At 68.3% G+C, this 23,683-nt stretch carries 24 protein-coding genes and 6 pseudogenes; 12 read left to right on the top strand and 18 right to left on the bottom strand.

Features of this window, described 5'->3' with window-relative positions; all coding sequences use genetic code 11:
• Window position 1 precedes the first annotated feature (1 nt).
• The 3 genes from QFZ67_RS01165 (at window position 2) to phoU (ending at window position 2,073) form a co-directional block, all read left to right on the top strand.
• Window positions 2-1,021, top strand: coding sequence for a hypothetical protein (locus tag QFZ67_RS01165; protein ID WP_307659224.1), 1,020 nt, complete (start codon window positions 2-4; stop codon window positions 1,019-1,021).
• On the top strand, window positions 1,018-1,203 hold the full coding sequence (locus QFZ67_RS01160) for a hypothetical protein (protein WP_307659223.1): 186 nt from the start codon (window positions 1,018-1,020) through the stop codon (window positions 1,201-1,203). The genes QFZ67_RS01165 and QFZ67_RS01160 overlap by 4 nt, the downstream gene beginning before the upstream one ends.
• Before the next feature lie 195 nt (window positions 1,204-1,398).
• Window positions 1,399-2,073: a phosphate signaling complex protein PhoU gene (gene phoU / locus QFZ67_RS01155; RefSeq protein ID WP_307659222.1), complete on the top strand. Its 675-nt coding sequence runs from the start codon at window positions 1,399-1,401 to the stop codon at window positions 2,071-2,073.
• A gap of 329 nt (window positions 2,074-2,402) precedes the next feature.
• Here the strand turns inward: phoU and QFZ67_RS01150 are convergent, their stop codons facing one another.
• The 5 genes and pseudogenes from QFZ67_RS01150 to QFZ67_RS01130 all read right to left on the bottom strand — a co-directional run bounded on the left by QFZ67_RS01150 (window position 2,403) and on the right by QFZ67_RS01130 (window position 5,597).
• On the bottom strand, window positions 2,403-2,693 hold the full coding sequence (locus QFZ67_RS01150; protein WP_307659221.1) for a Rieske 2Fe-2S domain-containing protein: 291 nt from the start codon (window positions 2,691-2,693) through the stop codon (window positions 2,403-2,405).
• A gap of 189 nt (window positions 2,694-2,882) precedes the next feature.
• Window positions 2,883-3,026 carry a hypothetical protein gene (locus QFZ67_RS01145; protein ID WP_307659220.1) on the bottom strand — a complete coding sequence of 48 codons (144 nt, stop codon included), beginning with the start codon at window positions 3,024-3,026 and terminating at the stop codon, window positions 2,883-2,885.
• 3 nt (window positions 3,027-3,029) lie between these two features.
• Window positions 3,030-3,497, bottom strand: coding sequence for a helix-turn-helix domain-containing protein (locus QFZ67_RS38940; protein WP_373429913.1), 468 nt, complete (start codon window positions 3,495-3,497; stop codon window positions 3,030-3,032).
• Between the two features lie 743 nt (window positions 3,498-4,240).
• Window positions 4,241-4,471: a DUF5133 domain-containing protein gene (locus QFZ67_RS01135; protein WP_307659219.1), complete on the bottom strand. Its 231-nt coding sequence runs from the start codon at window positions 4,469-4,471 to the stop codon at window positions 4,241-4,243.
• Window positions 4,472-4,793: 322 nt separating this feature from the next.
• Window positions 4,794-5,597: pseudogene (locus tag QFZ67_RS01130) on the bottom strand (transposase).
• 1,135 nt (window positions 5,598-6,732) lie between these two features.
• Between QFZ67_RS01130 and QFZ67_RS01125 the strand changes: the two are divergent.
• Window positions 6,733-6,888: pseudogene (locus QFZ67_RS01125) on the top strand (CBS domain-containing protein); the annotation flags it as partial.
• A 216-nt stretch (window positions 6,889-7,104) separates the two neighbouring features.
• On the opposite strand, the gene QFZ67_RS01120 reads toward QFZ67_RS01125, so the two are convergent.
• The 6 genes and pseudogenes from QFZ67_RS01120 to QFZ67_RS01100 form a co-directional block, all read right to left on the bottom strand.
• Window positions 7,105-7,671, bottom strand: coding sequence for a hemerythrin domain-containing protein (locus QFZ67_RS01120; RefSeq protein ID WP_307659218.1), 567 nt, complete (start codon window positions 7,669-7,671; stop codon window positions 7,105-7,107).
• Window positions 7,637-8,344, bottom strand: coding sequence for a DUF3618 domain-containing protein (locus tag QFZ67_RS01115; protein ID WP_307659217.1), 708 nt, complete (start codon window positions 8,342-8,344; stop codon window positions 7,637-7,639). The genes QFZ67_RS01120 and QFZ67_RS01115 overlap by 35 nt, the downstream gene beginning before the upstream one ends.
• Entirely contained in the window at window positions 8,320-8,664 is a 345-nt protein-coding gene (locus tag QFZ67_RS01110) for a phage holin family protein (protein WP_307659216.1), read from the bottom strand. The genes QFZ67_RS01115 and QFZ67_RS01110 overlap by 25 nt, the downstream gene beginning before the upstream one ends.
• 79 nt (window positions 8,665-8,743) lie before the next feature.
• Window positions 8,744-9,364 (bottom strand): hypothetical protein, encoded by a 621-nt coding sequence (locus tag QFZ67_RS01105; protein WP_307659215.1) that lies wholly within the window; start codon window positions 9,362-9,364, stop codon window positions 8,744-8,746.
• A gap of 476 nt (window positions 9,365-9,840) precedes the next feature.
• Window positions 9,841-10,116, bottom strand: a pseudogene (locus QFZ67_RS38935) (STAS domain-containing protein); the annotation flags it as partial.
• A gap of 42 nt (window positions 10,117-10,158) precedes the next feature.
• Window positions 10,159-11,040 (bottom strand): UbiA family prenyltransferase, encoded by an 882-nt coding sequence (locus QFZ67_RS01100; RefSeq protein ID WP_307659214.1) that lies wholly within the window; start codon window positions 11,038-11,040, stop codon window positions 10,159-10,161.
• A 76-nt stretch (window positions 11,041-11,116) separates the two neighbouring features.
• Between QFZ67_RS01100 and QFZ67_RS01095 the strand changes: the two genes are divergently transcribed.
• From QFZ67_RS01095 to QFZ67_RS01080, 4 genes are all read left to right on the top strand, one after another.
• Entirely contained in the window at window positions 11,117-12,178 is a 1,062-nt protein-coding gene (locus QFZ67_RS01095; RefSeq protein ID WP_307659213.1) for a type III polyketide synthase, read from the top strand.
• A gap of 27 nt (window positions 12,179-12,205) precedes the next feature.
• Window positions 12,206-12,721, top strand: coding sequence for an isoprenylcysteine carboxyl methyltransferase family protein (locus QFZ67_RS01090; RefSeq protein WP_307665697.1), 516 nt, complete (start codon window positions 12,206-12,208; stop codon window positions 12,719-12,721).
• Window positions 12,718-13,746 (top strand): NAD(P)/FAD-dependent oxidoreductase, encoded by a 1,029-nt coding sequence (locus tag QFZ67_RS01085; protein WP_307659212.1) that lies wholly within the window; start codon window positions 12,718-12,720, stop codon window positions 13,744-13,746. The genes QFZ67_RS01090 and QFZ67_RS01085 overlap by 4 nt, the downstream gene beginning before the upstream one ends.
• A gap of 313 nt (window positions 13,747-14,059) precedes the next feature.
• The gene (locus QFZ67_RS01080) at window positions 14,060-14,563 is read left to right on the top strand and encodes a hypothetical protein (protein ID WP_307659211.1); all 504 of its coding nucleotides are present in this window, start codon (window positions 14,060-14,062) and stop codon (window positions 14,561-14,563) included.
• A gap of 163 nt (window positions 14,564-14,726) precedes the next feature.
• On the opposite strand, the gene QFZ67_RS01075 is transcribed toward QFZ67_RS01080, so the two are convergent.
• Window positions 14,727-15,416 (bottom strand): YqjF family protein, encoded by a 690-nt coding sequence (locus QFZ67_RS01075; protein WP_307659210.1) that lies wholly within the window; start codon window positions 15,414-15,416, stop codon window positions 14,727-14,729.
• A gap of 440 nt (window positions 15,417-15,856) precedes the next feature.
• On the opposite strand from QFZ67_RS01075, the gene QFZ67_RS01070 reads away from it, so the two are divergent.
• Both QFZ67_RS01070 and QFZ67_RS01065 read left to right on the top strand, forming a co-directional pair.
• The gene (locus QFZ67_RS01070) at window positions 15,857-17,065 is read left to right on the top strand and encodes an IS701 family transposase (protein ID WP_307659208.1); all 1,209 of its coding nucleotides are present in this window, start codon (window positions 15,857-15,859) and stop codon (window positions 17,063-17,065) included.
• Window positions 17,066-17,226: 161 nt separating this feature from the next.
• A complete protein-coding gene (locus QFZ67_RS01065) occupies window positions 17,227-18,084 on the top strand; it encodes an IS5 family transposase (protein WP_373430190.1) in 858 nt (285 codons plus the stop codon).
• Between the two features lie 36 nt (window positions 18,085-18,120).
• On the opposite strand, the pseudogene QFZ67_RS38930 reads toward QFZ67_RS01065, so the two are convergent.
• Both QFZ67_RS38930 and QFZ67_RS01060 read right to left on the bottom strand, forming a co-directional pair.
• Window positions 18,121-18,255: pseudogene (locus QFZ67_RS38930) on the bottom strand (transposase); the annotation flags it as partial.
• On the bottom strand, window positions 18,213-19,142 hold the full coding sequence (locus tag QFZ67_RS01060) for an IS110 family transposase (RefSeq protein WP_373429912.1): 930 nt from the start codon (window positions 19,140-19,142) through the stop codon (window positions 18,213-18,215). The pseudogene QFZ67_RS38930 and the gene QFZ67_RS01060, both read right to left, overlap by 43 nt.
• Before the next feature lie 341 nt (window positions 19,143-19,483).
• Between QFZ67_RS01060 and QFZ67_RS01055 the strand changes: the two are divergent.
• Window positions 19,484-19,765: pseudogene (locus QFZ67_RS01055) on the top strand (IS5/IS1182 family transposase); the annotation flags it as partial.
• Window positions 19,766-19,782: 17 nt separating this feature from the next.
• Here the strand turns inward: QFZ67_RS01055 and QFZ67_RS01050 are convergent.
• From QFZ67_RS01050 to QFZ67_RS01040, 3 genes and pseudogenes are all read right to left on the bottom strand, one after another.
• Window positions 19,783-20,649, bottom strand: coding sequence for an N-acetyltransferase (locus tag QFZ67_RS01050; RefSeq protein WP_307659209.1), 867 nt, complete (start codon window positions 20,647-20,649; stop codon window positions 19,783-19,785).
• A gap of 231 nt (window positions 20,650-20,880) precedes the next feature.
• Window positions 20,881-22,089: an IS701 family transposase gene (locus tag QFZ67_RS01045; protein WP_307659208.1), complete on the bottom strand. Its 1,209-nt coding sequence runs from the start codon at window positions 22,087-22,089 to the stop codon at window positions 20,881-20,883.
• A 59-nt stretch (window positions 22,090-22,148) separates the two neighbouring features.
• Window positions 22,149-22,361: pseudogene (locus tag QFZ67_RS01040) on the bottom strand (transposase); the annotation flags it as partial.
• 210 nt (window positions 22,362-22,571) lie between these two features.
• Here QFZ67_RS01040 and QFZ67_RS01035 point away from each other — a divergent pair.
• The gene (locus QFZ67_RS01035; RefSeq protein WP_307659207.1) at window positions 22,572-22,844 is read left to right on the top strand and encodes a hypothetical protein; all 273 of its coding nucleotides are present in this window, start codon (window positions 22,572-22,574) and stop codon (window positions 22,842-22,844) included.
• Between the two features lie 109 nt (window positions 22,845-22,953).
• Here QFZ67_RS01035 and QFZ67_RS01030 read toward each other — a convergent pair whose 3' ends face one another.
• Window positions 22,954-23,661: an NAD(P)-dependent oxidoreductase gene (locus QFZ67_RS01030; protein ID WP_307659206.1), complete on the bottom strand. Its 708-nt coding sequence runs from the start codon at window positions 23,659-23,661 to the stop codon at window positions 22,954-22,956.
• Window positions 23,662-23,683: the final 22 nt, after the last annotated feature.

Raw genomic sequence — 23,683 nt, 5'->3', positions numbered from 1 at the left:
CATGACGGAACGGCATATTCTCCGGATTCACTTCCATCTGCCCGACACGTCTGACGCCGATGTGTATGAGCGGCTGGTGGAGCAACTGCACGGCATCAGCCCCCGCACCCAGGCCCTGCCGCCCGCGGACGCCGACTGCGATGTGACCGGCGCCCTGCGCTACTACGGCCGCACCCCGTACGAGTTGGCGCAGCTGATCCAGCTGCGCGCCCTGGCCTTGTACGGCATCGCCACCACCATTGGCTCGGCGGGCAATCGCATGCTCGCCGCCATGGCCGCCGACGCCACCGCCCCGGGCGGCATCAGTCACCTCGACAACAGCCCCGAGGCGATCGCCGGCTTCCTGCGCCCCCGCCCCATCGGTGCGCTGTACGGAGTCGGCCCGGCGACCGCGAACCTGCTGGCTCGGCACGGCCTGCACACCATCGGCACGGCCGCCGACACACCGCCGGGCACCCTGCAGCGGCTCCTCGGCAAGACCCACGGCCGCCTGCTTCACGAGCGCGCCCGCGGCATCGACGACCGTTCCGTCGTCCCGCAGGCCACGGCCCGCTCCTGCAGCGCCGACCATGTCTTCGACCGCGATGAACTCGACCCCGACCGGCACCGCCAGGCCCTGCTCGGCCTCACTGAACACCTCGGCACCATACTGCGCACCGAGCGGCAGATCGTCCGGCGGCTCACCCTGACCGTCCGCTACGCCGACCGCACCGCCACCGTGCGCACCCGCACTCTGACCGAACCCACCCACCACACCGCGGCCCTCACCCGCGCCGCGTACGACATCTATGCAACGCTCGGCCTGCAACGGGCCCGGGTCCGCGGCATCGCCCTGCGCGCCGAAGACCTTCAGCCGGCCGAACGCGCCACGACACAGCTCACGTTCGACCCCGGCGACGACAAGCGCCGACGGATCGAGGCCGCCGCCGATAAGGCCCGCGCCCGCTTCGGCCCGGCCGCCGTCATCCCCGCCACTACAGCCATACCCGGAACCCCTGGGCCCTGCCGATCCTACGAATGACCGGCTCGGAACCACGGCTGAAACGTAGGACAAGCTGCACCGAGTCGGACACCCTTTCCGACGCTGCCCGATGCCGCACCCTGTACGGGAAGTTCGCCGAGTTCGTGGTCGACCCCGAAGCACCCGCCAGCCAGACCCGAGGCATCAAATACCAGATCGACGACAGCTACCTCGAGCCCTAGGCAGTCCGCCAATGGTGGCTGTGTCTGTTTCTTCAGGAGGCGTTCTGGGAGCGTTCACTAGATCAACATCGCTGGGAGATTTGATGTCACTTGGGCAGCGGTCTGCCGGGGTGGGAAGGCCGTGAAGCTGCGCGAAGTGTGCGCGTCTGGCATCCGGTGGAGACTGGCTGAGGGGGGACTGGACGGTGAGGACTTATGCGGGCGGCTTATCACGAGGAGTTGGCGTCGATCAGAGACGGCCTGGTGGAAATGGCACACCTGGCCGGTTCGGCCATGGGTCGGGCCACCAGCGCTCTACTGGATGCGGATCTGCAGCTTGCGGAGAGTGTGATCTCGGCCGATGTCACGGTCGATGCTCTGCAGCGGGATCTGGAGCACCGGGCGATCGCGCTGCTGGCGCGGCAGCAGCCGGTCGCCACGGATCTGCGCCTCGTGGTCACCTCGCTGCGCATGAGCGCGGATCTGGAGCGCTGTGGTGATCTTGCCCAGCACGTGGCCAAGCTGGCCCGGCTTCGCCATCCCGAACGAGCGGTGCCAGGCGATCTGCGGCGCACCATTTTGGAGATGGGCCAGCTTGCGCAGCGTCTGATGGCGCAGGCCGCCGAAGTGCTCATCACTCCGGACGTCGATGCTGCGCTGCAGTTGGAGAAGGACGACGACCGTATGGACGAGCTGCATCGCGTGATCTTTGAGCACCTGCTGGACGACCGGTGGCAGCATGGTGTGGAAACGGCCGTGGACGTCACGTTGGCCGGCCGTTATTACGAGCGTTTCGCTGACCATGCCGTCTCGGTGGCCCGCCGCGTGGTCTACCTGGTCACGGGCAAGTACGCGGACGAACTGGCCACGGATCCGCCCGCGCCTGCGTGATCACTCCGGCCCTTGGACAGGAGCGCAGCGGTCGAAACACTGGCAACTGTTCCGGCGCCATGCTCAGGCGTGACCCGCTGAAACCGCCGCGCCGCGGCGGTGCCCCGTGGCCCATATGACTAGAGATACGGGTAACCGCAGCATATGAACGTGCCAGCCGTTCTTGCGGCCGACCGGGCCCAGCAGGCCGCGCAGGTAGTCGCGCATCCGCCGACGCGGCTCGATGCGCGAGAATCTGCTCGCCGAGGAAATGGTCCGCTGCGCTCGGGCGCGCCGAGCCCGCCGGGCCCGATGACGCGTCAACGCAGCCACGCTGCGAAGGCGACACGTCACCACTCTGCGTCGGCGCTGCTACCCCGGCTCATCCCCGGTTTGGGGCAGCTCGCGAGGTCCCAGAGGCCGGATGGCAGGCCCGTGCAGGACCGAGCCGTCCGTCGCAAGCGGGAGCCGTGGCATGGGCATTCCCAGATCCGCTCGGCATCGTTGAACTGCATGAGGCAGCCGAGGTGACTGCATCGTGCGGAGAACACGCTGGCGTGGCCCTGCTCGTCGCGGTACACGGCGCAGCGCCTTCCGTTCAGCCGTAAGACCGCTCCGTTGCCGGGCGGGATGTCATTCACCGAGTCGACGTGGCTTGTATGCAGGCAGTCGCCGACAAAAGTGCCGGGCGACAGCAGTCTGGAATTTCGCCAGCTCCGCTGTCTCGCTCACCCGAGGCAGGCTCCTCGGGTCGTACAGGTCGGTCCAGGCAGGCCGTGCTCCTCCGGTGGTGTGGGCTGCGAGCAGGCGGCCGGCCATCACTCCGTTGCTCAGCCCCAGCCGCCGAAGCCGGTGGCCACGTAGACGTGTTGGGTGCCGGGGTCGGCATGGCCGACGTACGGCAGGTGGTCGCTCGAGTCATTGTCCTGCGCGGCACAGTGATATGTGATCTCGGCCTCCGCGAAGCCGGGCATCCGCTAGCGGGCCCATGAGTCGAGGCGCGCGAACCGTTGCCGTACGGATCCGGCTACGGGATCGTGGCTGTGGTGTATCCGATCACTCCGGCGGCGATCCGGTCCGCCTCCAGAACGACGACGTCCAGCCACGCACTGACCAGTTCCCATGCTTGGCGCGACGGGGACGCCCGGCTCGTTCCCGGCAGCGGTGGTGGGCCAGGTCGGCATCGTAGATTCCGTAGTCGTGGGGCGGCTGTTGCGCCGCAGCTCCCGGCTGACCGTCGACGGTGCCCGGCCGAGCCGGGCGGCTATCTCCCGGATCGTCAGGCCGCGTTCGCGCAGCGAAGCGATCCGCTGGCGTTCCAGCAGGGACAGGTACCGCCCTGACCGGGACGCAGCCGGAACGTAGTCCGGCTCCAAGCCTCCATTCTCCGCCCGCCACCGGTACCCGGTCTTCCGCCCGATCCTCAGTTGCTTGCACGCGTCCACAGTGCCCACCCCGGCCGCCAGCAGACGCCAGACTCAGCCTCGAGCTCCAGCCTGCGTTTACGTCCCCGCCTCGCCACCAACACACCCCTAATGATCAAGGAATGTTGCGATAAGCGTTAGAACCCAAGCGTCGATACTGGTCCACTTTTCAGCCGTCGCCGACAGACGGTCCCGGTCAGGCGGCGGCTCTCAATTGGCCGGGCAGCACCGGCAGTAGCGCACACGGGCGGCGAATTGGTTCGCGGGTAATCGGCCAACGCGGAACGGGCCAGGTCAGCCCCGAGTGGCGCGAACCCGGTCACCTGGAGAACCCGGGGCCTGTCGGCGCAGTGCGTGCTCAAGGGCGAGACGGAGAGTGAGATCGATTTCGCCGGTGTGCGCCCAGGCAGTCAGGGCCTCCGCGAGGCAGCGCAGGTGAGGTGGGTGTGCTGAGAGACCTCCTGCAGGACACTCCAATGCCTGCCCAGTCACGATGCCGTCGCCTGGTCAATCACCGCGTGTGAGACCAGAGCCTGCTGCACTGTCCCACCTCCTGCAGCATGGCCACCGAGTCCTCGGGCGCCGGTGCGGGATCCCGGGGCCGGGTTCTCCCAGGTCGTGGGTTGCCTGTCGTGCGCCATGGCTCCTCCCGGGCCTTCGGAACGGTTGGCAAGGGCCTGCTGCAGCGCGGATTCCGGGTCTGTACCAGCAGCAATCGGACGGACACGCACCGTGGCGTCGCACGCCCCCGGCCGGAACCTGGTTCAGCTGGCAGCGAGTACTGAATCGTCCTCGGGACGGGCGCCGGGAAGCTGGTGGCGCGCAGCGATCAGGGCGGCATCCACGTCGCAGGTTCCAGTCGAGACGCACAACGTGTAGGCCACGTCCTCCATGCGCTGCCGCCCCGCAGGCCCGCCCTTCTCAGCATTCAGCGCCCGCAGCGTCTCGTACTTTTCGACCAGGTCCGTCAACACCGCCGGGTGAGCCATCAGCATGATGCGCCTCCTCCACAACAGGAACCACCCCCGTCGCCTATGAGCCGCATACCCGCGCCCTGCATCTACATGCGGCCGCTCCCCTCCACGCCAAGCGCTCCAGACTATGGAGTGGCTCGGCGAAGCCCTGGACAGCGCCGTCACACCCCGTCCAGGGCTTCGTCCTTACCCAGGGTGCTCCCGACGTGCCCACGTGCGCCATAGGTCTCAGACGCGCAAAAGAACCATGGTCCAGGCATCTGGCTGACGGACCGCAGGGCGCCGGTGCTGCCTGGTCGGTGAGAGGCCTCGCGTTTTCCGGACAGGCGTCTGACCGTCTATTTCACGCGGCGATTCGCAACTTCTCGTACTCGGCGTGGACTTCACGCGGAGGGCGGTAACCCACCGCCGAGTGGAGGCGTTTGCGATTGTAACAGAATTCAATGTACCGCGTGATGTCCTGTCGGGCAGCCTCTCGGGTCAGGTAAGTTCGTTCTTCAGCGTGCCGAAGAACGATTCGGCCATGGCGTTGTCGAAACATATCCCGGTGCGGCCGGAAGATCTGCGGAGTCCAAACCGGTGAGCACCTTCCCGAACTCGGCTGACATGTAGTTACTGCCGCGGCCCAGCTGGGCCCGGATGCGCCGGTGTCCGTAGGTGCTGTCGGATGTGTCGAAGGCCTTCTTGATGAGCAGTTTCAGATCTCCGCGACGCCGGGCCGTCGCGGATTCCGGGCGGGATCGCCAGTCGTAGTAGCCGGATCTGGACACGCCGAGTCGGCCGCACATGAACTCGACGCTGTATGCGTACTCCTCGGTGTCGAGCCGCACCTCGTCGATGAACTCGTACTTACTTGCTACCGGGGATCCTTCGCGAAGTACGCTGCGGCTTTTTTCAGGAAGGTAACTTCCATCTCCAGCTCGCGGTTGCGTCGTTCGAGCTCCTTCAGGCGCGTCCGCTCGTTCACCGTCAGTTCCGCATCGGGAGCCGGTTCCTGCTGCTTCTGGTGCTTCTTCACCCGGCCGCGTAACGTCTCCGGGTTCAACTCAAGCTCCCGGGCGACTTCGGAGATCGTCTTGCTTGACCTCAACACGATCTGGACGGCTTCCTCGCGGAACTCCGGCGAGTACTTACTGGGTGGCGCCACTTCTTCCTCGCTTCCTGTTCAGGACAACCCTATTGGGTGCCTGTCCGGAAACCTCGTGGCCCCTCATCGGCGGGGTTGGTCCAGCTGCTGCGATGTGCGTTCGGCGGAGCCTGTGACCCGGCCGACGTTCTCTGGGTTCGGCGTACGGCGGGCGCGATATCGTGGGGCCCCTGATATCCGCCTCTTATTGTGTCTGGCAGGAGCGCCCCGTGCCCGAGGACCCCATCGCTCAGAGCGAGATTGTTGCGCTCACCCGCCGTTTTGAGCAGGCGGAGGAGAGGACGGATCGGGAGTTCGGGATCGTCAGAGCGATCTCACGGCGGTGCGTCTGCAGGTCGGCAACTTGATCAGAAGGTGGGCAATCTCGATGGGAAGGTGGACCGGCTCGCTGATGACGTTCGGGGCCTGAACGAGAAGATCGACCGCAACCAGGCGCGATCGTCGAGCTACTGACGTAGCTGGTCGGGAAAGAGCCCGGACGCCGGTTGACCGTTGTGCCGCAGCCGCTACGGCAAGCGGGAGCAGGAAGGGCCCGAGCCCTGGTCACCGGGAGGTTCGGGCCTTTCTGTATGCCTATCTCTCACCCACGTCCGATGGCCAGAGACGTCATCGGGCCAGGTTCGTGTGATCACGCGGGCGGAGGCAAGGGTGAGCCACCGCTCGAGGGTGGGCTGTTCTCCATCGAGCCACCGGGCCGGTGAGGCCGTGTTGAGGGGAAGGTCGGCCATGAAGTGGGCGATGTCGACGTAGTACGTGTAGTCGCCGCTGCGGGTGAGGTCGTTCAGGCGCGCGATCTAGGCGGACACTGCGTGGTCAGCGCCTAGGACGGCGTGGTGGAAGCACAGGGCGAGTTCGGGGATGGGCTCGGCGACGGTGACGCCGGCGAGGCTGATCTCGGTGCGCAGCAGCTCGGCCCGGTTTTCGATGTCCTGGGTGGTTCGGCGTCGCGGATGAGCGCGGCGATGCGAACGGTCGCGCTGGTCACGTGCAGGACGAGTCCGGTGAGCAGTTGTTCGGCCAGCTCGATTTCGTCGGCGGCTTGGTGGGGTCGAATGAAGGGGAAGGTGAAGGCGCGTTGGGCTTGGGAGGTGGCGCGTTCGCCGGCGATGCCGTGTTCCTCGGCTTCGGTGCGGGCCGCGCCGTGCAGTTGATGAGGGAACAAGTGGTGCGCGGGCTGCCGGTCGTCGAAAACGGGCACCCGGTTGGCATAGTCTCCCTCGGCGACCTGGCCATCGAGCGCGACCCCGGCTCCGCGCTGGGCGACATCAGTTCGGCCGAACCCAACCAGTGAAACGCCACAGCCGGTGTGGGACCCCCGGATTCGACTGCTGACAGGTTTCCTCCCGGTTGCCAAGGGGCACCCGCGGGGTGCGGCTGAGCGGCCGCGGTGGGATGAGGGCCGGGCACGGAGTCCAGGGGCTCCGTGCCCGGCCCGCGGACCGCCTGGGCGATGGTCGAGCGGTCCCGGCCCGCCCTACCCGGACGGGCCAGCAGGCCAGCGGAGTGGCTACTTGCCGCGGCCGGTGATGAAGTTGCGGGCGCGGTCGACCAGTCCGGCCCCGGGCGCCAGAAGCTTGTTGCCCGGCGGTGTATCAGGTGCACTGGGGTGCGGGCGCGTGGGGGCAAGCTTCTTCGCCGAGCGGATCTTGTCTCCGAGTTCTTCCAAGTCGCCGGGTGTGCACGCGGATCGCAACTGTACGAAGAGGTTGCTCTCCTCATCCGCCACGTGGGCTTCCACCTCGGTCCTGAGCTGCGCGAGGAGGTAGTTGAACTCGGGATCGTCGGCCTCGCGCCCCTCCAGGTCCTTGAGCAGCTCCTCGACCCTTCCGTGGTCGGCGATCTCCTTGTCAGCAAGCGCGTCGCCGCCCGGCAGATGCCTGCGTACCGCGGGATACAGGTGCTCCTCCTCCGCGACGGAGTGCCGCACCAGTTCGATGGTCAGCCGGTCGGCCAGGTTCTTGCGCTCCGGGCTGCCCGGCGCGGCCTCCTCGATCTGTTCGAAAAGGCCATCCACCTCGCGGTGGTCCGTGGTCAGTTCGTTAGGCAGGTCCCGAACTCTGCCCGCGTGCTTCACCGGTGACCTCTTGGCCGGACTCACGGGCCTGATCGGTCACCTGCGCCGCCTGGTCGCCGGCCTGTTCCTTGGTGGTATGGGCGGCATCCGCGGCGGTGTCCTTGACCTGCTCGGCTGCCTGCTTGGCGGTCTCGGTGGCGTCCTCCCTCAGCTGCTGGGCCGATTCCACCACCGCCTGCTTGACCGGCTCGACAGCCTCACTTTCGGCGAGCTGTGTGGCTGCCTGCTGCTCGGTCTCGGAGACCGGCAGCAGTGAAGCGCTCAGCAGGCCGGCGCCGAAGGCGATCAGCCCGGCGGCGAGCGGATTGCCCTGCGTCTGCCGCACGGCCTGCTCCGGTGCGCGTCCGACCGTCTCACCGACCCGTCCGGCCGCATCGCCGACCTGCCCGGCGGCCTCTCCGGCCGCCTGGCGCACGGCGTCCGCGGCTTCGCCCGCGCTCTCCTTCGCCGACTCGGTGGCCTGCTGGGTTCGACCCCGGGCCGTCCCGGCGGAGTCGGCCACGGTCCCCATGACACGGTCACGAAGCCCCGACACTGCACCGCGCACCCGCTGCTTGCGGCGGCGCACCATCTGTCCGGGGCTGGCGCGGTCGGCCAGCCGGTCGACGTTCTCCGACAGCCGCTCCCGGGTGGTGTCGATCTGGGCCCTCATTTGGTCGGGTGACGTGCCCATTGCGCGTCCTCCTTCAGTGTCTCTACGGTCTGCTCGGGTTTCGGGGAGACCTCCCGCATCCGGGTGCGGCCCATTGCGTACAGCACGGCTGCGATTGCCGCCCACACCGCCGTGATGATCAGTGCCGACCACGCGGCGTCCATCACGTTCGATAGGCCGAAGACCGCTGCGAGCGACAGGAACAGCGCCACCATGTATCCGGCGAAACCGGCGCCTCCGAACATGCCGGCGGCCTTACCGGCCTTGGTGGCCTCCTCGCGGATCTCCGTCTTGGCAAGCTCCACCTCCTGGCGGAACAACGTCTGCACGTCCGAGGTCACCGCGGACAGCAGTTCGCCGACCGAGCGGTCGCGGCCCGAACCTTCCGCTCCAGGTGGCTGGGGTGAGATCGAGGACATCTCACACCCCCGGACGACCGGGCAGCTCCGACGGCGCGGTACCGGGAGGCAGCGAGCTGCTCTCCTCCGGCAGCGGCCGCACAGCACCGGGAGGCAGCGAGCTGCTCTCCTGCGGCAGCGGCCGCGTGGGCTGCGGGGACCGGGCGGCCTTGGTGCTGGCCTTGGCCAGGCGGCCGACCACCAGACCGGCCAGCACCGCCCCGCCCAGGAACGCTCCCGGCCGTCGGCGCCCGAACTCCTGCAGATCGCCTATCAGGCCCTCCACGCCGTTCTTGTCCAGGTAGTCCGCCGCACGATGGCCCCCGTCGGCGGCCTGGGCTGCCAGGCCGCGAGCCGGGGAGTCACCCGAAGCGTTCTCCGCCATCCCGGCAAGATCATCGGCCCACTGCCGCACGGAGGCGGCAAGACGCTCCACCTGTCCCTGGCCCTCGTCCTGCACCTGCTGCCGCAGATCACGCATCGCACCACCTGCCTGCTGGCGTGCCTCACCGGCAACCGCTTTGACCTGCTCGGCCGCAGTACCGGCGACCTCACCGGCCGCCTGTCCGGTCCGATCGGCGACAGCCGATGCCTGTTCCTTCGCCGTCTGCCCCGTCTGCTGAACACGACCGGCATCACTCATAAGCCATTCCTCCTCCGATGCCCGGAACGCCGACGGAGTCGGCTCCTCCGGATTCACGTCCAGGAGGGCGAGTACCCCACATGTCTATGCAAAACGGTCAAACAGTGGCAAATAGGTGGCACCGTAGTTCGGCAAGAGCACTGGGAGGGCCTGAGCGATCTGTCAGCGACCAGCATCTTGACTGCGGCGTCCGGCGACTGCCCTGCTGATCCGACCCTGAGACGGATAGCGGCCGTGTCTTTTGGACCTGCTGGGCTCCATCGAATGAGGCATAACATGCGAAGACTTGCCCAACCTGGTCACGGAGCTGCTGAAGGCCGATCCTCGGTTTGCTGCCGTGGGTCCGCGGCCTCCGGACCTCGTCGACCACCCGGCAGGCATCCTGGTGAGCATGGCCGCCCGTCGACCGGGAGTTCTTCATCGACATGACGCCTGCCTGAGAGCCTGATTTTCGAAGCTGCGACGGGGCCACTGCTTCAGTGATGAGGATCAGGCGGCAGCCAGCCCGGCCCGAGGAGCGGCCAGTTCTCAGTCAGGTAGAACAGCCGGGCCACGACGGGTGCCTGGGCCCCGACCACTGTGAAGGACATCTCTGCCTCACGGGCCCTGGCTCGGGTTCGCAGCAGGACGTTCAGTCCCGAGCAGTCACAGAAGGTCACGAGGTTCAAGTCGGCCTCGATGCGGTGGGGGTGGTCGGCCAGTGCTTCATCGAGTGCCTCTTGAAGCTGCGGGCCGGTCGTCAGGTCGAGCTCTGATTCTCGACGCTGAAGTCGGTGATCAGGCGGTCCGCGCCGTCAGCGGAGATCGGTGCCGTGAAGCAGCAGTTGGACGACATCGGCCCCGGCAATCGCCATGGTGGCCCGGAAAGCGAGCTTTCCGTCGGCCGCGCCGAGCGGTCGGTCAAGGGCGGCCGTGCACAACAGCGTCGTGGACCCCAGTACTGCCCAGCCGGACACGGAGACCGGCCCGGGAGGCGCCAGGACCAGAACGAAGGACGAAGCGAGCACCAGGAGAGCCGCCGTTGGGCCGGCCCGCCGCCTGCCCAGCCGCTGGGGAAGACCCGTCACGCCTGCTGCGAGGTCATGGTCGATGTCCGGCAGCACATTGGCGAAGTGGGCCCCCGTGCCCAGCAGAGCGGCGGCGGCCGTCAGCCACAGCGGAGGCCATGAGCCGCCGGGCAGGGCGAGGGTGACGACGGCGGGTAGGGTGCCGAAGGCGAAGGCGTACGGCAGCCAGGAAGCGGCCGTGCGCTTCAGATGGAGGTTGTACCACCAGGCTGTCGCTACACCGCCCAGATGAATGCAGCCCGCGAGTGGTCCACAGGCCACCGACAGGAGAATGCACAGCGCGAGGGCCGAGGCTGCGGCGACGGTCACCGCCCCAGCCCGTGCTTGGCCGGTGGCCAGCGGCTTGTCCCTGCGCTGGGCTTTTCGGTCGCGCTGCAGATCGATGCGATCGTTGCACCAGCCGACTGAGAGCTGTCCGGCGGCCACCGCGCATACCGTGACAGTGCCGCTGAGGAGGCTGTGCTCCACTGCAGCGGCCAGAGCGGCGGTGAAGGCGGTTACTGCTGCGGCGGGAAGCGGGTGACACGCTGTCAGCAAGCCTGTCGCTGGCCTGACCGGGAAGTCGATGGGTGCCGCTACGGTGTCCTCGGCGCTGGGGGTGCTCGGCACGATGTCACATTACGTCGCGCCACACCCTCTTTGCCACGTTCAACACCTTCTGTTAGTTCTTGTCTATGGTGGATCAATGACGCGTGTCCTGGCAGTGAGCACGGTGTTGCCGCCCCACCGCTACACGCAGGCCGACATCACGGATGCGCTCGCCCGTTGTCTCCCGACGGGTGCGGACGCCGGTCTGCTGCGCCGTATCCATGCCTCTGTGCAGGTCGAGGCCCGGCATTTGGCGCTGCCGCTGGACCGGTACGAACGGCTCGGCGGCTTCGGCCGGGCCAACGACGCCTACATCGAGGCGGCGCTCGATCTCGGGGCCCAGGCCATCGAAGGGGCGCTGGCCGAAGCCGGACTGACCGCCGACACCATCGACCTCGTGCTGTCCACCTCGGTCACCGGCATTGCCACCCCGTCCTTGGAGACCCGGTTGGCCGCGACCGTCGGACTACGCCCCGACGTGAAGCGCGTGCCCGTCTTCGGACTCGGTTGTGCGGGCGGCGCGGCCGGCACCGCCCGAGTCCACGACTATCTCGTCGGGCGGCCGGATCATGTTGCGCTGTTGCTCTCCACCGAACTGTGTTCGCTCACGCTGCAGACCTCGGACACGTCCACCGGGAACCTGGTGGCAGGCGCCCTGTTCGGTGACGGAGCAGCAGCTCTGCTGGCCGTCGGCCGTGACCACCCCCGACATGGCGACGGCCCCGGTCCGCAGGTGGTGGCAGGCCGCAGCCGCCTTTATCCGGGCACCGGAAAGCTTCTCGGGTGGGAAGTCGGCGAGTGGGGCTTCCGCATGGTCCTCGGCAGCGACTTGCCCGAGGTGATCAGGCTGCACGTGGGAGAGGAGATCGCGTCCTTCCTTGCCGATCACGATCTCAAGCCACCGGACGTCACGGCCTGGATCTGCCATCCCGGCGGGCCGAAAGTCCTCGACGTGCTGGCTGAAGTCCTCGGGCTGCCGCAGTCGGCGTTCGAGTTGAGCCGGCGCTCACTGGCCCGCAGCGGGAATCTCTCATCGGCGTCCGTGTTGCATGTGCTGCTCGATGCGATGACCTGCGGACCGCCCGAGTCCGGGTCCACCGGGCTCATGCTGGCCCTCGGGCCCGGCCTCGCCTCCGAACTCGTCCTTCTGCGCTGGTAATCGCTCGTGAACGCCTTGGCCGGGCTGATGCTCCTGGTCACCGTGGAGCGCCTCGCCGAACTCCTCGTGGCTCGCCGCAACAGCGCATGGAGCCGCGCACGCGGCGGCAGGGAATACGGGCGCGCCCACTACCCGGCGATGGTCGCCCTCCATGCCGGCCTGCTGGTGGGCTGCGTGGCCGAACCGTGGGCGTTCGGCCGTCCCTTCCTCCCGGTGCTCGGCTGGCCCATGCTGGCACTGGCCGTTGCCGCACAGGTGTTGCGCTGGTGGTGCATCATCACCCTCGGCCGGCGCTGGAACACCCGGGTCGTCGTGGTCGAAGGACTGCCGCTGGTCACCTACGGCCCCTACCGATGGCTGCGGCATCCCAACTACCTGGCAGTCGTGGTCGAGGGGTTCGCCCTCCCCCTTGTGCACACGGCCTGGGCGACCGCGCTCTGCTTCACCGTGCTGAACCTCGTGCTGCTCTCCGTGCGTGTCCGCTGTGAGGAGAGGGCGCTGGTCGGCGACCGTACCGTACCGATGCCGGGTACCGCACGATGATCGATCTGCTCGTCGCTGGCGGCGGCCCGGCAGGGCTGGCCACAGCCATCCACGGCGCGCTGGCCGGCCTCGAGGTCGTCGTCGCCGAACCCCGACCCACACCCATCGACAAAGCCTGCGGCGAGGGGCTGATGCCGGGGGCCCTGCGGGCACTTACGCAGCTCGGTGTCACGGTCGCCGGACAGCCCTTCCGCGGCATCCGTTACGTGGACGGCATCACCGGGCGCCATGCGGAGGCACAGTTCCGCTCCGGCCAGGGCCTCGGCGTACGACGCACCGGCTTGCACGCGGCCCTGGCCGCCCGAGCCGCCCAGCTGGGGGTGCGGCTGGTGCAGCGCCGCCTCGACAACCTGTACCAGGACGGAGCGTGCGTCACCGCCGGCGGGCTGACGGCCCGGTACCTGGCCGCTGCCGACGGTCTCCACTCCCCGACGCGTCGCGCACTCGGCCTGTGTGCACCGCACGATCCACATCGGCCCGCGCGCTACGGACTGCGCCGCCACTACGCCGTCGAACCGTGGAGCGACCTGGTCGAGGTCCACTGGTCGGGACGCTCCGAGGCATACGTCACGCCGCTCGCGCCCGACCTCGTCGGCATCGCGGTCCTCACCAGCGAGCGCATGGCGTTCGAGGCGCAGCTGAGCCGGTTTCCCGTCCTGATGTCACGGCTGTGCGCCGCCGCGGGCACCACCCGGGTGCGTGGCGCCGGTCCGCTGCGACAGCGGGTGCGCTCGCGCGTCGCGGGCCGCGTCCTTCTCGTGGGTGACGCGGCCGGCTACGTGGACGCGCTCACCGGGGAGGGCCTGACGCTGGCCCTGACCGCCGCCGGTGAACTGGTCCGGTGCGTGCGAGCCGGACACCCGCAAGACTACGAGCGGGCCTGGAGAAAGCTCTCGCATAGCCACCTGCTGCTCACCGGCTCCTTGCTGTGGGCCCGTGAACAGCCACTCGTCGGACCGCGCATCGTGCCGCTCGCATCCCGCCTGAGCTGGCTGTTCCGGCAAGGCGTCAACCTCCTTGCCTGAGCCACAGGCGTTCATCCCCTGCCCTTTTCGGCCGGTGAATGGGCAATGGGCAACAGCTTATGGCGAAGGTGCCCGCGGCTGATCAAGGTGGTTCAGCCCGGGCGTGGGGTACCAGGAGGCCAGGAGCGCTGGGCGGGAACCCGAAGGACACCCGGGCCGTTCACCGATATGTCCCTCCTGAGAGGAAGGAGTCGCTCCAACGCGTCAACGACTGCGCTTCGACGGCTGGATCGCTGGTCTCGGAACCTCCTCCAGTGTTCGGCTGGTGCTCGGACACTGGGCACGGTCGCCGTTCGGGCCGTTCAGTGACGTGATGCTCGAGCAGGCGAACGGAAGGGGTCTTCTGTTGGCTCCCACTGCAGAGATCGGGGACTTCATCGTCGGCACCTATACGTTTGACGAAGTGCAGATCGTACCGGTCACAGTCGACATCGCAGGAGAAGACTGGTCCGTCACGGCGCCGTCGCTGGACCTATGTTTCACCACCGGTCGGCGAGACCCGCTAGGGGCGCTGCTGCATGTCGTGCCTGGTTGGCTCGCCATTCGCCCGGCCTGGAGCGCACTGGTCGATGTGCCGGCTCAACTGCTGTTCGGCGTACGGACCCGCGGCAGTACCAGGGCGGGCCGTCGTGAGTGGTATGGCGTGCAGGACCTTCTGCCGATCTCCACTGCCGCGGCCATCTTCGGTGGAAACGACTTGGGCCCGCTCGCGCGGGTCGAGCCTCCCGTGCATTTCGGGGCCGGTTCCGTCCCCCGGAAACCCGCCGTTGTGCGGCTCACCACAACGGTAGGCCTGGAGAGAGGCGCTTCCCTTTGAACAAGGCGCCTCGGCTGTCCGGACGGCCCGCTGGTTCGTCAGCCCGGTTCCTCAGAACGCGTCACGTGGTCCGTGGGGTGGGCACGATGTGGTCGCACTGGACTGACGCCAGTCGTAGCTCCACTGCTTCAGGTGACTCGCAGGGCACCCGTTGTTGAGGGAGTCACCTGAAGACCGAGGCGGCGACGGGCCGGGGCATGCCGATACGGGCAGGCCCGACGCCGGGTGAATAGTGGACAACCGGATCGGTCGCGGGGGACGAGAGGCCGGCGTCGGACGTGAGCGTCTGCTGCAGCTGGACAAGAATGACGCGGGCGAAGGGCCAAGGCTGGTGTCGGACCGGCGTCTGCCACAGCGTGCCCGCCCGCAATGAGAAGGCTCTCCATCGGGAGGTGAGCCAGCGGTCGAATTCATCTGCGCTGATCGGTGGACCGGTCTCGACGGTGAGCTGGTAGGAGGCCCCTGCTCCGCGGCGCCGCCCCGCGTAGTGGACGAGGGGGCCGTCAACCCGGACCGTAAGGTCGGCGAGGTGGTAGGGAACACCGAGCGCTCGGGCCGCAAGCATCAGCGGATGGGTGACGTCCAGGGACAGGAACCACAGCCCGCTGCGTCCGTCCGGCAGCCGGACGTAGGTGCGCAGGTTCGTCTCCGGAAAGGTCGAACGCGGCAGCGGCGCTACGCCCCCGAGCCGGACCGATGCCATGACAAAGGGAGTCAGGCCCACCCATGCCCGGCCGTGGTAATCATCCACGCGCAGCCCGGCGGGCAGCAGCGCCTGTACTTCCTCCGTCGGGTAGGGCCAGTGCACGAAGGTCTGCCGCAGCCATCGTGCCGTCAGCGCCGCTGACCTCACCGATCGATCGGCGAGACGTTCAGCTCCCGCCAGCTGCGCAGCTGGCGGTCCAGCCGGATGCCTCGCTGCTCCAGAGGATTGAACTTCATACGATCACCGACTTCCAGGAGAAACGACGCACCAGCACGCCCAGAGTGACGCAGCTCTTGATAGATCGGACTCGCGCTCTCATGCCCCGGAACGTGTCTCACCCCATCGGCGGACACGAACCCCTTCGGTCACGTCCGGGAGTGGTGTATCGACGGCCACTCGGTGATCCAATTTTGAGGCTATGCGGTGAGTTCGCTCTGGAGTGCGGGTTCGTCGGTTTCTGACTCGATCGGGTGGAGGCGGGCCTTGGCGAGGAGTTCGCGGCCCATGTAGCGGCGGGCTTCGGTCCACTAGTAGGGCTTTGTTAGGTGGGTCTTGTCGCGTTGGGTGTCTGGTAGTTCGCTGTTGGTATGAGGGTCGGGGAACTCGCTTCGTGTCGTGTCCGGTTGGAGGAGTTCGGTGGGGAGGTGTTCGCGCCGCTGGTGCGGCGGGATCAGCGTGAGAAGGGTGCCCTGTATCTGCGGGGGCTGCTGCTGGACGGCCGGCGTAAGTCGATGCAGCCGATGGCCGGGCGCCTGGGGGTGGACCACCAGCAGCTTCAGCAGTTCATCACGTCCTCCACCTGGGCCTTTGACGCGGTGCGGGCCCGGTTGGCGTGGCGGGCCGTGCGGGTGGTCCGTCCTCAGGCGTGGGTGGTGGACGACACCGGGTTCCCGAAGGACGGCATCTCGTCGCCCGGGGTGGCCCGGCAGTACTCGGGCACCCTGGGCAAGGTCGGTAACTGCCAGATCGGCGTCAGCGTCCACGCCGCTTCCGACACCGCCTCGTGTCCGCTGTCCTGGCGTTTGTTCCTTCCCGAGAGCTGGGACACGCCAGAAGCGGCCAGCCGTCGGGAACGCTGTCGCATCCCTGATGACGAGCATCACCGCCCGAAGTGGCAGCTGGCGCTGGAGATGCTCGACGACCTGGCCGGCACCGGGCTGAAGCCGGCGGTGCTGGTCGCGGACACCGGATACGGCGCCAACGCCGACTTCCGCCGCGGCCTGGAAGACCGCGGCCTGGCCTACGTCCTGCAGGCCAAGGCCGAAATGACCGCCCACAGTGAGGATGCCGAACCCCACCAGCCTGCCTATGGCGGCCTGGGGCCCAGGCCCCTTCCGCGTTACCGCACCCGCCCGGTGTCCTTACGGGATCACGTGCTGGCCGCCGGACGACGCCAGGGACGAACCCTGACCTGGCGCAGGGGCTCCAAAGCCGCGATGAGCTCGCACTTCGTTCTTGTGAGGATCCGTCTCGCGGGGCGGCGGCCCAAGCCCGCCACCGACGGCACGATCCCGCTGACCTGGCTCATCGCCCAGTGGCCCGAAGGCGAGGACGAGCCGGTCAAGTACTGGATCTCGAACCTGCCCGCAGACATCCCCGCCCGCGACCTTGTCCGCATCGCGAAACTGCGGTGGCGCATCGAGCACGACTACCGCGAGCTGAAGACCACCCTCGGCCTCGACCACTTCGAGGGCCGCTCGTTCACCGGCTGGCACCGGCACGTCACCCTCGTCACCGCCGCCCACCTGTTCCTGACCGAACAGCGGACCTGCCCAAAAGCCCCTGCCAGGGCCTGACCCTCTACCAGGCCCTGGATCTCCTCCAACACCTCCTGGCCACCTGGACCGGCACCTGCCCCACCTGCCGACAACCCACCCCCTGGCAGCCCTACGACACCACCTAACAAAGCCCTACTAGAGGGTGTCTCTTCGATCAGTGATTCGTTGTTCTGGTCATGCTGAGCAGGGGGGATCTGACCGACGACGAATGGGCGGTGCTGGAGCCGTTGCTGCCCATGAGCAACAACCGGTGCGGCCGGTGGCGTGATCACCGGCAGGTGATCAACGGGATCATTCATCGGCTCAGCACCGGCTGTCAGTGGCGCAAGCTGCCCGAACGTTTCGGCTCATGGCAGACCGTCCACAAGCGGCACATGCTGTGGTCGGCCGACGGCACCTGGGAGCGGCTGCTCCAGCACGTCCAGGCGGTCGCCGACGCCGCGGGCGACGTCGACTGGAACATCAACATCGACTCCACCTCGGTCCGCGCTCACCAGCACGCCGCCGGCCCCAACAGGTCCGCCGCCGGCACCGCCCAGTACCTCAAAAGGGGCCGTACAAAGATCAGTTCACATGCGCGTGCACATGCGCCTGCGCCCGTTCCTGGCGGAGGCGGTGCGTCAGGCGAAGCACTCGGGCGCTCCCGCAGCGGGCTGACCACGAAGATCCACCTGGTGGTCGAGCAGGGCCAGCGCCCGCTGGCCCTGCTGATCACCGCCGGACAACGCGGCGACTCATCGCAGTTCGCGAACCTCCTCGACGCAATCCGCGTGCCCAGGCCCCGACCGGGCAGTCCGCGCACCCACCCGCGGCGGGTGCGCGGCGACAAGGCACCCCATGCGGCTATCAGGTCAAGCGGCCGTCGTGAGCGGGGGTGGGGCGGGTGTGCTGAAGGCGATCGTTTCGTCGAACTTCTGGCGGTTGCTCAGGCAGTGGTGGAGCTGGCCGAGCATGCGGTTGAACAGGTTGCGGAGGGCGGCGTGGTAGCGGTCGCCGGTATCCCGTCGGCGGTTGTAGTGGGCATGGGCGCCGGGTGAGGCGGTCAGTGCAGCGAACGCCCAGTGCCGGCCGGTCGAGGCCAGGCGGCTGTTCTTGATCCGACGGTGGGTGACGTGGCGGCTCTTGCCGGACTGGCGGGTCACTGGTGCGCTTCCGGCATAGGCCTTCAGATCGCCGGCCCGGGTGAACCGGCTGCGGTCGTCGCCGATCTCGGCGAGGATCCGCGCGCCGGTGAGCGTGGCCAGGCCGGGGAAACTCGTGATGATCTCCGCGTCGGGATGCTGCAGGAACAGTTCCTCGGTGTCGCGTGCCAGGCCGTCACATGCCTGGCAGGCTGCGTCGAGTTGGGCGAGGAGGGCGAGTGTCTGCCGTCCCATCGCCTTCTCGACCAGGCAGGCTGGCGGAGCCAGGTTCGGCGGAACACTTCAAGGAGCCGGTCGGTCTCGGCCTGGATGCGGCGTTGGCGTCCGGCCCTGGTGACGGCGGTCCTCAGTCGGCCGCGCGTCAGCCGGGTGGCCTCGGCCGGAGTGGGCGCGATCGCCAGGATCGCGCGGGCCTCCCGGGACAGCAGCCGCTCACGCTTGTCGGCAAACGCCTCGAGGATCGCGGGGTAATACTCGCGCAGGTGGGATCGGAGCCGGTTGTGGGCGCGAGTGCGGTCCCAGACCGCGTCCTGCTGAGCCCTGGCGAGGACGGCTATCGCTTTGACCAAGTCGGAGTCTGCCGGCAGCGGACGGTGCAGCGAGGCGTCAGTGCGCAGGATGTTCGCCAGGACGACGGCGTCTTGGTGGTCGGACTTCTTCCGGGAGACGGCGTGCCGGTCGCGGTAGCGGGCGACGGCCATCGGATTGATCGCATAGACCCGGCGCCCGGAGGCCTGCAGGCAGGCCACCAGCAGTCCCCGGGAGGTCTCGATCGCGACCGGGATCGGATCGTCCGGGCTGTCGCCTTGCTCGGCGAGCAGGCGCAACAGGTCCTGGAACCCCGCCACGTCATCGCTGATCCTGAGTTTGCCGAGCAGCCGGGCGTCGGAGTCGACCACCGCCACATCGTGGTGGTCCTCGGCCCAGTCGATTCCGCAGGTTACGTGCACCACGCGCTCCTCTCAAGGCTTCGCTGTCCATCGGCATCAAGCCGCGGCAGGACCACCCGGCGACCTAATAGAAGCGCTCGCGGGCGCACCACCCCATCAGCCGTCCGTGGCCCCAGCCCTGCTCAGGGGCCTCACTCTCGTGAAGAGCTCGACGGCTCCAGCTGAGTCGGGAGGTGGCCCTGGGAATGGCTCGAATCACGGAACGGTACGGCGACCGAACTCGCAACGGCAGGGGCCGGAACTCCATCCCTCTTGTCGAAGCACTCCCGGTGCTGCATACAGCCCAGACGTCTCGCCCGGCCCCTGCCTGGACTGGCTCAACGGCCAACCCACGTGCCTATTAGGCATACAGCAACGGCCTGATCCGCTCCTACCTGCGACGACGTGGCATCCGGCACGTGATCCCAGAGAAGAGCGACACCAAGTCCGCCCGCCTCGGCAGGGGTTCACGCGGCGGTCGGCCACCCGGCTTCGACAAGACCCGGTACAAAGCCAGGAACACCGTCGAGCGGGCGATCAACAAACTCAAGCAGTTCAGAGCCGTCGCCACCCGCTACGACAAGCGCGGATACGTCTTCCTCGGCACCGTCACCGCTGCCGCACTCCTCATCTGGCTCCGCTCGTGATCGAGGAGACAAGGCCACTAGGCGTCCCGGTATTGGTCCCGGACCTCGGGGCGTTGCTGGAAGCCGGCTGACTTGTAGGTGGCGACGGCGCCGACATTGGAGCTCGGGGCGCAGACGATCGCGCTCGACGAGCCCAGCTCCTGGAGTGCCGCCGCCGCGGCGACGGTGATCGCCTCGCCGTAGCCGTGACGGCGATGTTCCCGGTGCACGCCCATCGGTTCGAGCAACCCGGGCCTACCCGGACCGGCCGACCACACCGTCACCGCCGCCACCGCGTTGCCCTGGTCGTCGTACGCGACCAGACACCGAGCGTCGGCGTACGGCAATCCGGCCGCCATCGCCTGCCAGCGCTCGTCCGTGAACCTCGACCCGTCGAACGCTGCCCGATGTACGGCGGCAAACACGAGCGCCTGCTCCGGCCCGACCACCTCGATCCGCACGCCTGGGTTATTCACCGGCTTCGTGAGGTCGCGGCGCAGCGGCGTCCACGGCTCGTCGGCGTTCCAGCCGTCCTCGAACAGCAGATCTTGGATTAGTGCACCCATCGGCGCCTCGATGTTCGCCTTCCCCTCGGGCAGCACGCCGCGCTCCGGCTCGGTCACGTCTTCAACCAACTGCTGCGCCAGCTCCTCGTCCCGCTGAGCGTCTGGCGCGATCGTCAGCCGCAACAGCCTGGGACCGTCCAGCAGCCCGACGGCGAGAATCTGTCCGTCCCGGCTCCACGTCCTGACCGCCGCGGCGGTCGCTTCCGCACCTAACCGCCAGAACCAGCCCAGGTCCCCCGGATGCAGTTGCATCGGCGCCCCGTCGTACTGCCACTCCCGCAGCACGCCCACAGCCTCGCTCAGCGCGTCGACTCCCGGCTTGCCTAACACAATCGCCACACCCCCGATCACACACCACCGCACCGACAGTCCGCACCCGGTTTCCGACCGGCCGGCGTGGTGCGGGTTTGGGGGCTCGGGAAGGCAGCCGATGATCGAAGAGACACGGCCTAGTAGGGCTTTGTTAGGTGGTGTCGTAGGGCTGCCAGGGGGTGGGTTGTCGGCAGGTGGGGCAGGTGCCGGTCCAGGTGGCCAGGAGGTGTTGGAGGAGATCCAGGGCCTGGTAGAGGGTCAGGCCCTGGCAGGGGCTTTTGGGCAGGTCCGCTGTTCGGTCAGGAACAGGTGGGCGGCGGTGACGAGGGTGACGTGCCGGTGCCAGCCGGTGAACGAGCGGCCCTCGAAGTGGTCGAGGCCGAGGGTGGTCTTCAGCTCGCGGTAGTCGTGCTCGATGCGCCACCGCAGTTTCGCGATGCGGACAAGGTCGCGGGCGGGGATGTCTGCGGGCAGGTTCGAGATCCAGTACTTGACCGGCTCGTCCTCGCCTTCGGGCCACTGGGCGATGAGCCAGGTCAGCGGGATCGTGCCGTCGGTGGCGGGCTTGGGCCGCCGCCCCGCGAGACGGATCCTCACAAGAACGAAGTGCGAGCTCATCGCGGCTTTGGAGCCCCTGCGCCAGGTCAGGGTTCGTCCCTGGCGTCGTCCGGCGGCCAGCACGTGATCCCGTAAGGACACCGGGCGGGTGCGGTAACGCGGAAGGGGCCTGGGCCCCAGGCCGCCATAGGCAGGCTGGTGGGGTTCGGCATCCTCACTGTGGGCGGTCATTTCGGCCTTGGCCTGCAGGACGTAGGCCAGGCCGCGGTCTTCCAGGCCGCGGCGGAAGTCGGCGTTGGCGCCGTATCCGGTGTCCGCGACCAGCACCGCCGGCTTCAGCCCGGTGCCGGCCAGGTCGTCGAGCATCTCCAGCGCCAGCTGCCACTTCGGGCGGTGATGCTCGTCATCAGGGATGCGACAGCGTTCCCGACGGCTGGCCGCTTCTGGCGTGTCCCAGCTCTCGGGAAGGAACAAACGCCAGGACAGCGGACACGAGGCGGTGTCGGAAGCGGCGTGGACGCTGACGCCGATCTGGCAGTTACCGACCTTGCCCAGGGTGCCCGAGTACTGCCGGGCCACCCCGGGCGACGAGATGCCGTCCTTCGGGAACCCGGTGTCGTCCACCACCCACGCCTGAGGACGGACCACCCGCACGGCCCGCCACGCCAACCGGGCCCGCACCGCGTCAAAGGCCCAGGTGGAGGACGTGATGAACTGCTGAAGCTGCTGGTGGTCCACCCCCAGGCGCCCGGCCATCGGCTGCATCGACTTACGCCGGCCGTCCAGCAGCAGCCCCCGCAGATACAGGGCACCCTTCTCACGCTGATCCCGCCGCACCAGCGGCGCGAACACCTCCCCACCGAACTCCTCCAACCGGACACGACACGAAGCGAGTTCCCCGACCCTCATACCAACAGCGAACTACCAGACACCCAACGCGACAAGACCCACCTAACAAAGCCCTACTAGTCGTTCTGCTCGGCCAGCACGGCGCCGACCAGCCGGATCAGGGCGGTGCGGTCGGGGAAGATCCCAACCACGTCGGTGCGACGCCTGATTTCCTTGTTCAGCCGTTCCTGCGGATTGTTCGACCAGATCTGCCGCCAGATCTCGCGGGTGAAGGCGGTGAACGCCAGCAGGTCGCCTGGGGCGGCGTCCAGGTGGGCTGCATGCTTGGGGAGCTGGGCGGTGATGGAGACAGCACGGATCCCGCACGAGCTGATCGGCTGGTCGTCCATGCGCCGCGAGTGGATCCTCGCCGCCCTGGAGGGGCGGACCGACACCTACGTCGCCGACCACGGACGCCAGCCGGGGGAGCGGGCCCGGCACGGGCTGGCGCGGTGGGCGGCTGAGAGCACCGGCCGTCGAAGAAGCAACTGCTGCCCCTTCACGTGCTGCGGGAGCGGTGGCGGGAGTCAGCGATCCGACGGTTCGGTGTCGCCCTGGTCGACGGACCCCTGGCGCGGGCCCGGGCCGCGGCCGCTGTGATCCGGGCTCGAGTGCGGCCGGTCGTCGATGTCGCGGCAGTGGTCTACGTGATGCGTGGCAGCTTCGCCCGCCGGCACCTGCTCGCCGAAGCCCGACGGCACCTGGCCGAGACGCTGCGCGGACATCGCCATGACCCCGGCCTGGACGACTGGATCGTGGACATCGCGCTGCGCTGACACGACAGCACCGCCGCACCGACGAGAACCGACACCGTGGTACCGCCTGGACGAAGGCCCCGGGACTCCGCCCCTGTGGCGGGCCGGGGCCTCTGAGCAACACGACCCTTCAGTATCCGATCGTGAAGCGCCGCTGCACGAACTGCGGCAGCTCCGCCTCGTCGACCAGGGCGACCGCCGCGTCCTCCGCCGAGATGCGGCTGCGCCCCTCCGCGTCGCGGACCGCCTGGTCGCCGCCGATGCGGAAGCGTCCGGTGCGCTCGTCGGGGGCGATCTCCTCGGCGGGGCTGAAGTAGGTCCACAGCCGGTTCGAGGTGCGCAGGACGTTGAAGCCGTCGCGGGCGCCGCGCGCCGCCGCCGCGTAGGCGCGGGGCAGCCCGAGCTGGTCGAGGGTCTCGTGCATGCGCTCGTCCGAGTCGGCGAGCACCAGCCCGGGCTCGACCTCCAGGCTGCCTGCGCCGCCGATCACGATCAGCCGGGTCCGCGGGTGGCTCTCCAGGGCCTTCAGCAGGGCGCGCGCCACGGTGGAGTGGACCGTGGGGTCGGCGATCGAACGCCGGACGGTGTCCTCGAAGTCCTTGGCGGCATTGCCGGGCTGGTAGGCGCTGATGAGAACGTCGAGGCCGGGCAGCACGGCCATGATGCTCGCCGCATCCAGGACATCGACGCCCGCCCAGGTGATGTTCTCCCGCTTCTCGTCGGCCTGCGGCCGCGTCGCGTCACGGCTCAACGCCCTGACGTGATGCCCCCGGTCGAGGGCCTCAGTAACGACCCGGCTGCCGATGGTCCCCGTGGCTCCGACGACTCCGATGTGCATGGTTCTCCCCTGTTCATGCGGA

It is taken from the genome of Streptomyces sp. V1I1 (genome assembly GCF_030817355.1).
In the GTDB taxonomy this organism is placed as follows: Bacteria; Actinomycetota; Actinomycetes; order Streptomycetales; family Streptomycetaceae; genus Streptomyces.
This window is presented reverse-complemented; position numbering and strand designations above follow the sequence as displayed.

What these genes read in the sequence shown, in the direction of transcription:
- QFZ67_RS01030 (WP_307659206.1), bottom strand. Translation starts at nt 23,661, where the DNA reads ATGCACATCGGAGTCGTCGGAGCCACGGGGACCATCGGCAGCCGGGTC.
- QFZ67_RS01085 (WP_307659212.1), top strand. Translation starts at nt 12,718, where the DNA reads ATGATCGATCTGCTCGTCGCTGGCGGCGGCCCGGCAGGGCTGGCCACA.
- QFZ67_RS01080 (WP_307659211.1), top strand. Translation starts at nt 14,060, where the DNA reads ATGCTCGAGCAGGCGAACGGAAGGGGTCTTCTGTTGGCTCCCACTGCA.
- QFZ67_RS01090 (WP_307665697.1), top strand. Translation starts at nt 12,206, where the DNA reads ATGCTCCTGGTCACCGTGGAGCGCCTCGCCGAACTCCTCGTGGCTCGC.
- QFZ67_RS01105 (WP_307659215.1), bottom strand. Translation starts at nt 9,364, where the DNA reads ATGAGTGATGCCGGTCGTGTTCAGCAGACGGGGCAGACGGCGAAGGAA.
- QFZ67_RS01070 (WP_307659208.1), top strand. Translation starts at nt 15,857, where the DNA reads ATGAGGGTCGGGGAACTCGCTTCGTGTCGTGTCCGGTTGGAGGAGTTC.
- QFZ67_RS01165 (WP_307659224.1), top strand. Translation starts at nt 2, where the DNA reads ATGACGGAACGGCATATTCTCCGGATTCACTTCCATCTGCCCGACACG.
- QFZ67_RS01160 (WP_307659223.1), top strand. Translation starts at nt 1,018, where the DNA reads ATGACCGGCTCGGAACCACGGCTGAAACGTAGGACAAGCTGCACCGAG.
- QFZ67_RS01115 (WP_307659217.1), bottom strand. Translation starts at nt 8,344, where the DNA reads ATGGGCACGTCACCCGACCAAATGAGGGCCCAGATCGACACCACCCGG.
- QFZ67_RS01135 (WP_307659219.1), bottom strand. Translation starts at nt 4,471, where the DNA reads ATGCTGATGGCTCACCCGGCGGTGTTGACGGACCTGGTCGAAAAGTAC.
- phoU (WP_307659222.1), top strand. Translation starts at nt 1,399, where the DNA reads ATGCGGGCGGCTTATCACGAGGAGTTGGCGTCGATCAGAGACGGCCTG.
- QFZ67_RS01095 (WP_307659213.1), top strand. Translation starts at nt 11,117, where the DNA reads ATGACGCGTGTCCTGGCAGTGAGCACGGTGTTGCCGCCCCACCGCTAC.
- QFZ67_RS01045 (WP_307659208.1), bottom strand. Translation starts at nt 22,089, where the DNA reads ATGAGGGTCGGGGAACTCGCTTCGTGTCGTGTCCGGTTGGAGGAGTTC.
- QFZ67_RS01145 (WP_307659220.1), bottom strand. Translation starts at nt 3,026, where the DNA reads ATGCCCGGCTTCGCGGAGGCCGAGATCACATATCACTGTGCCGCGCAG.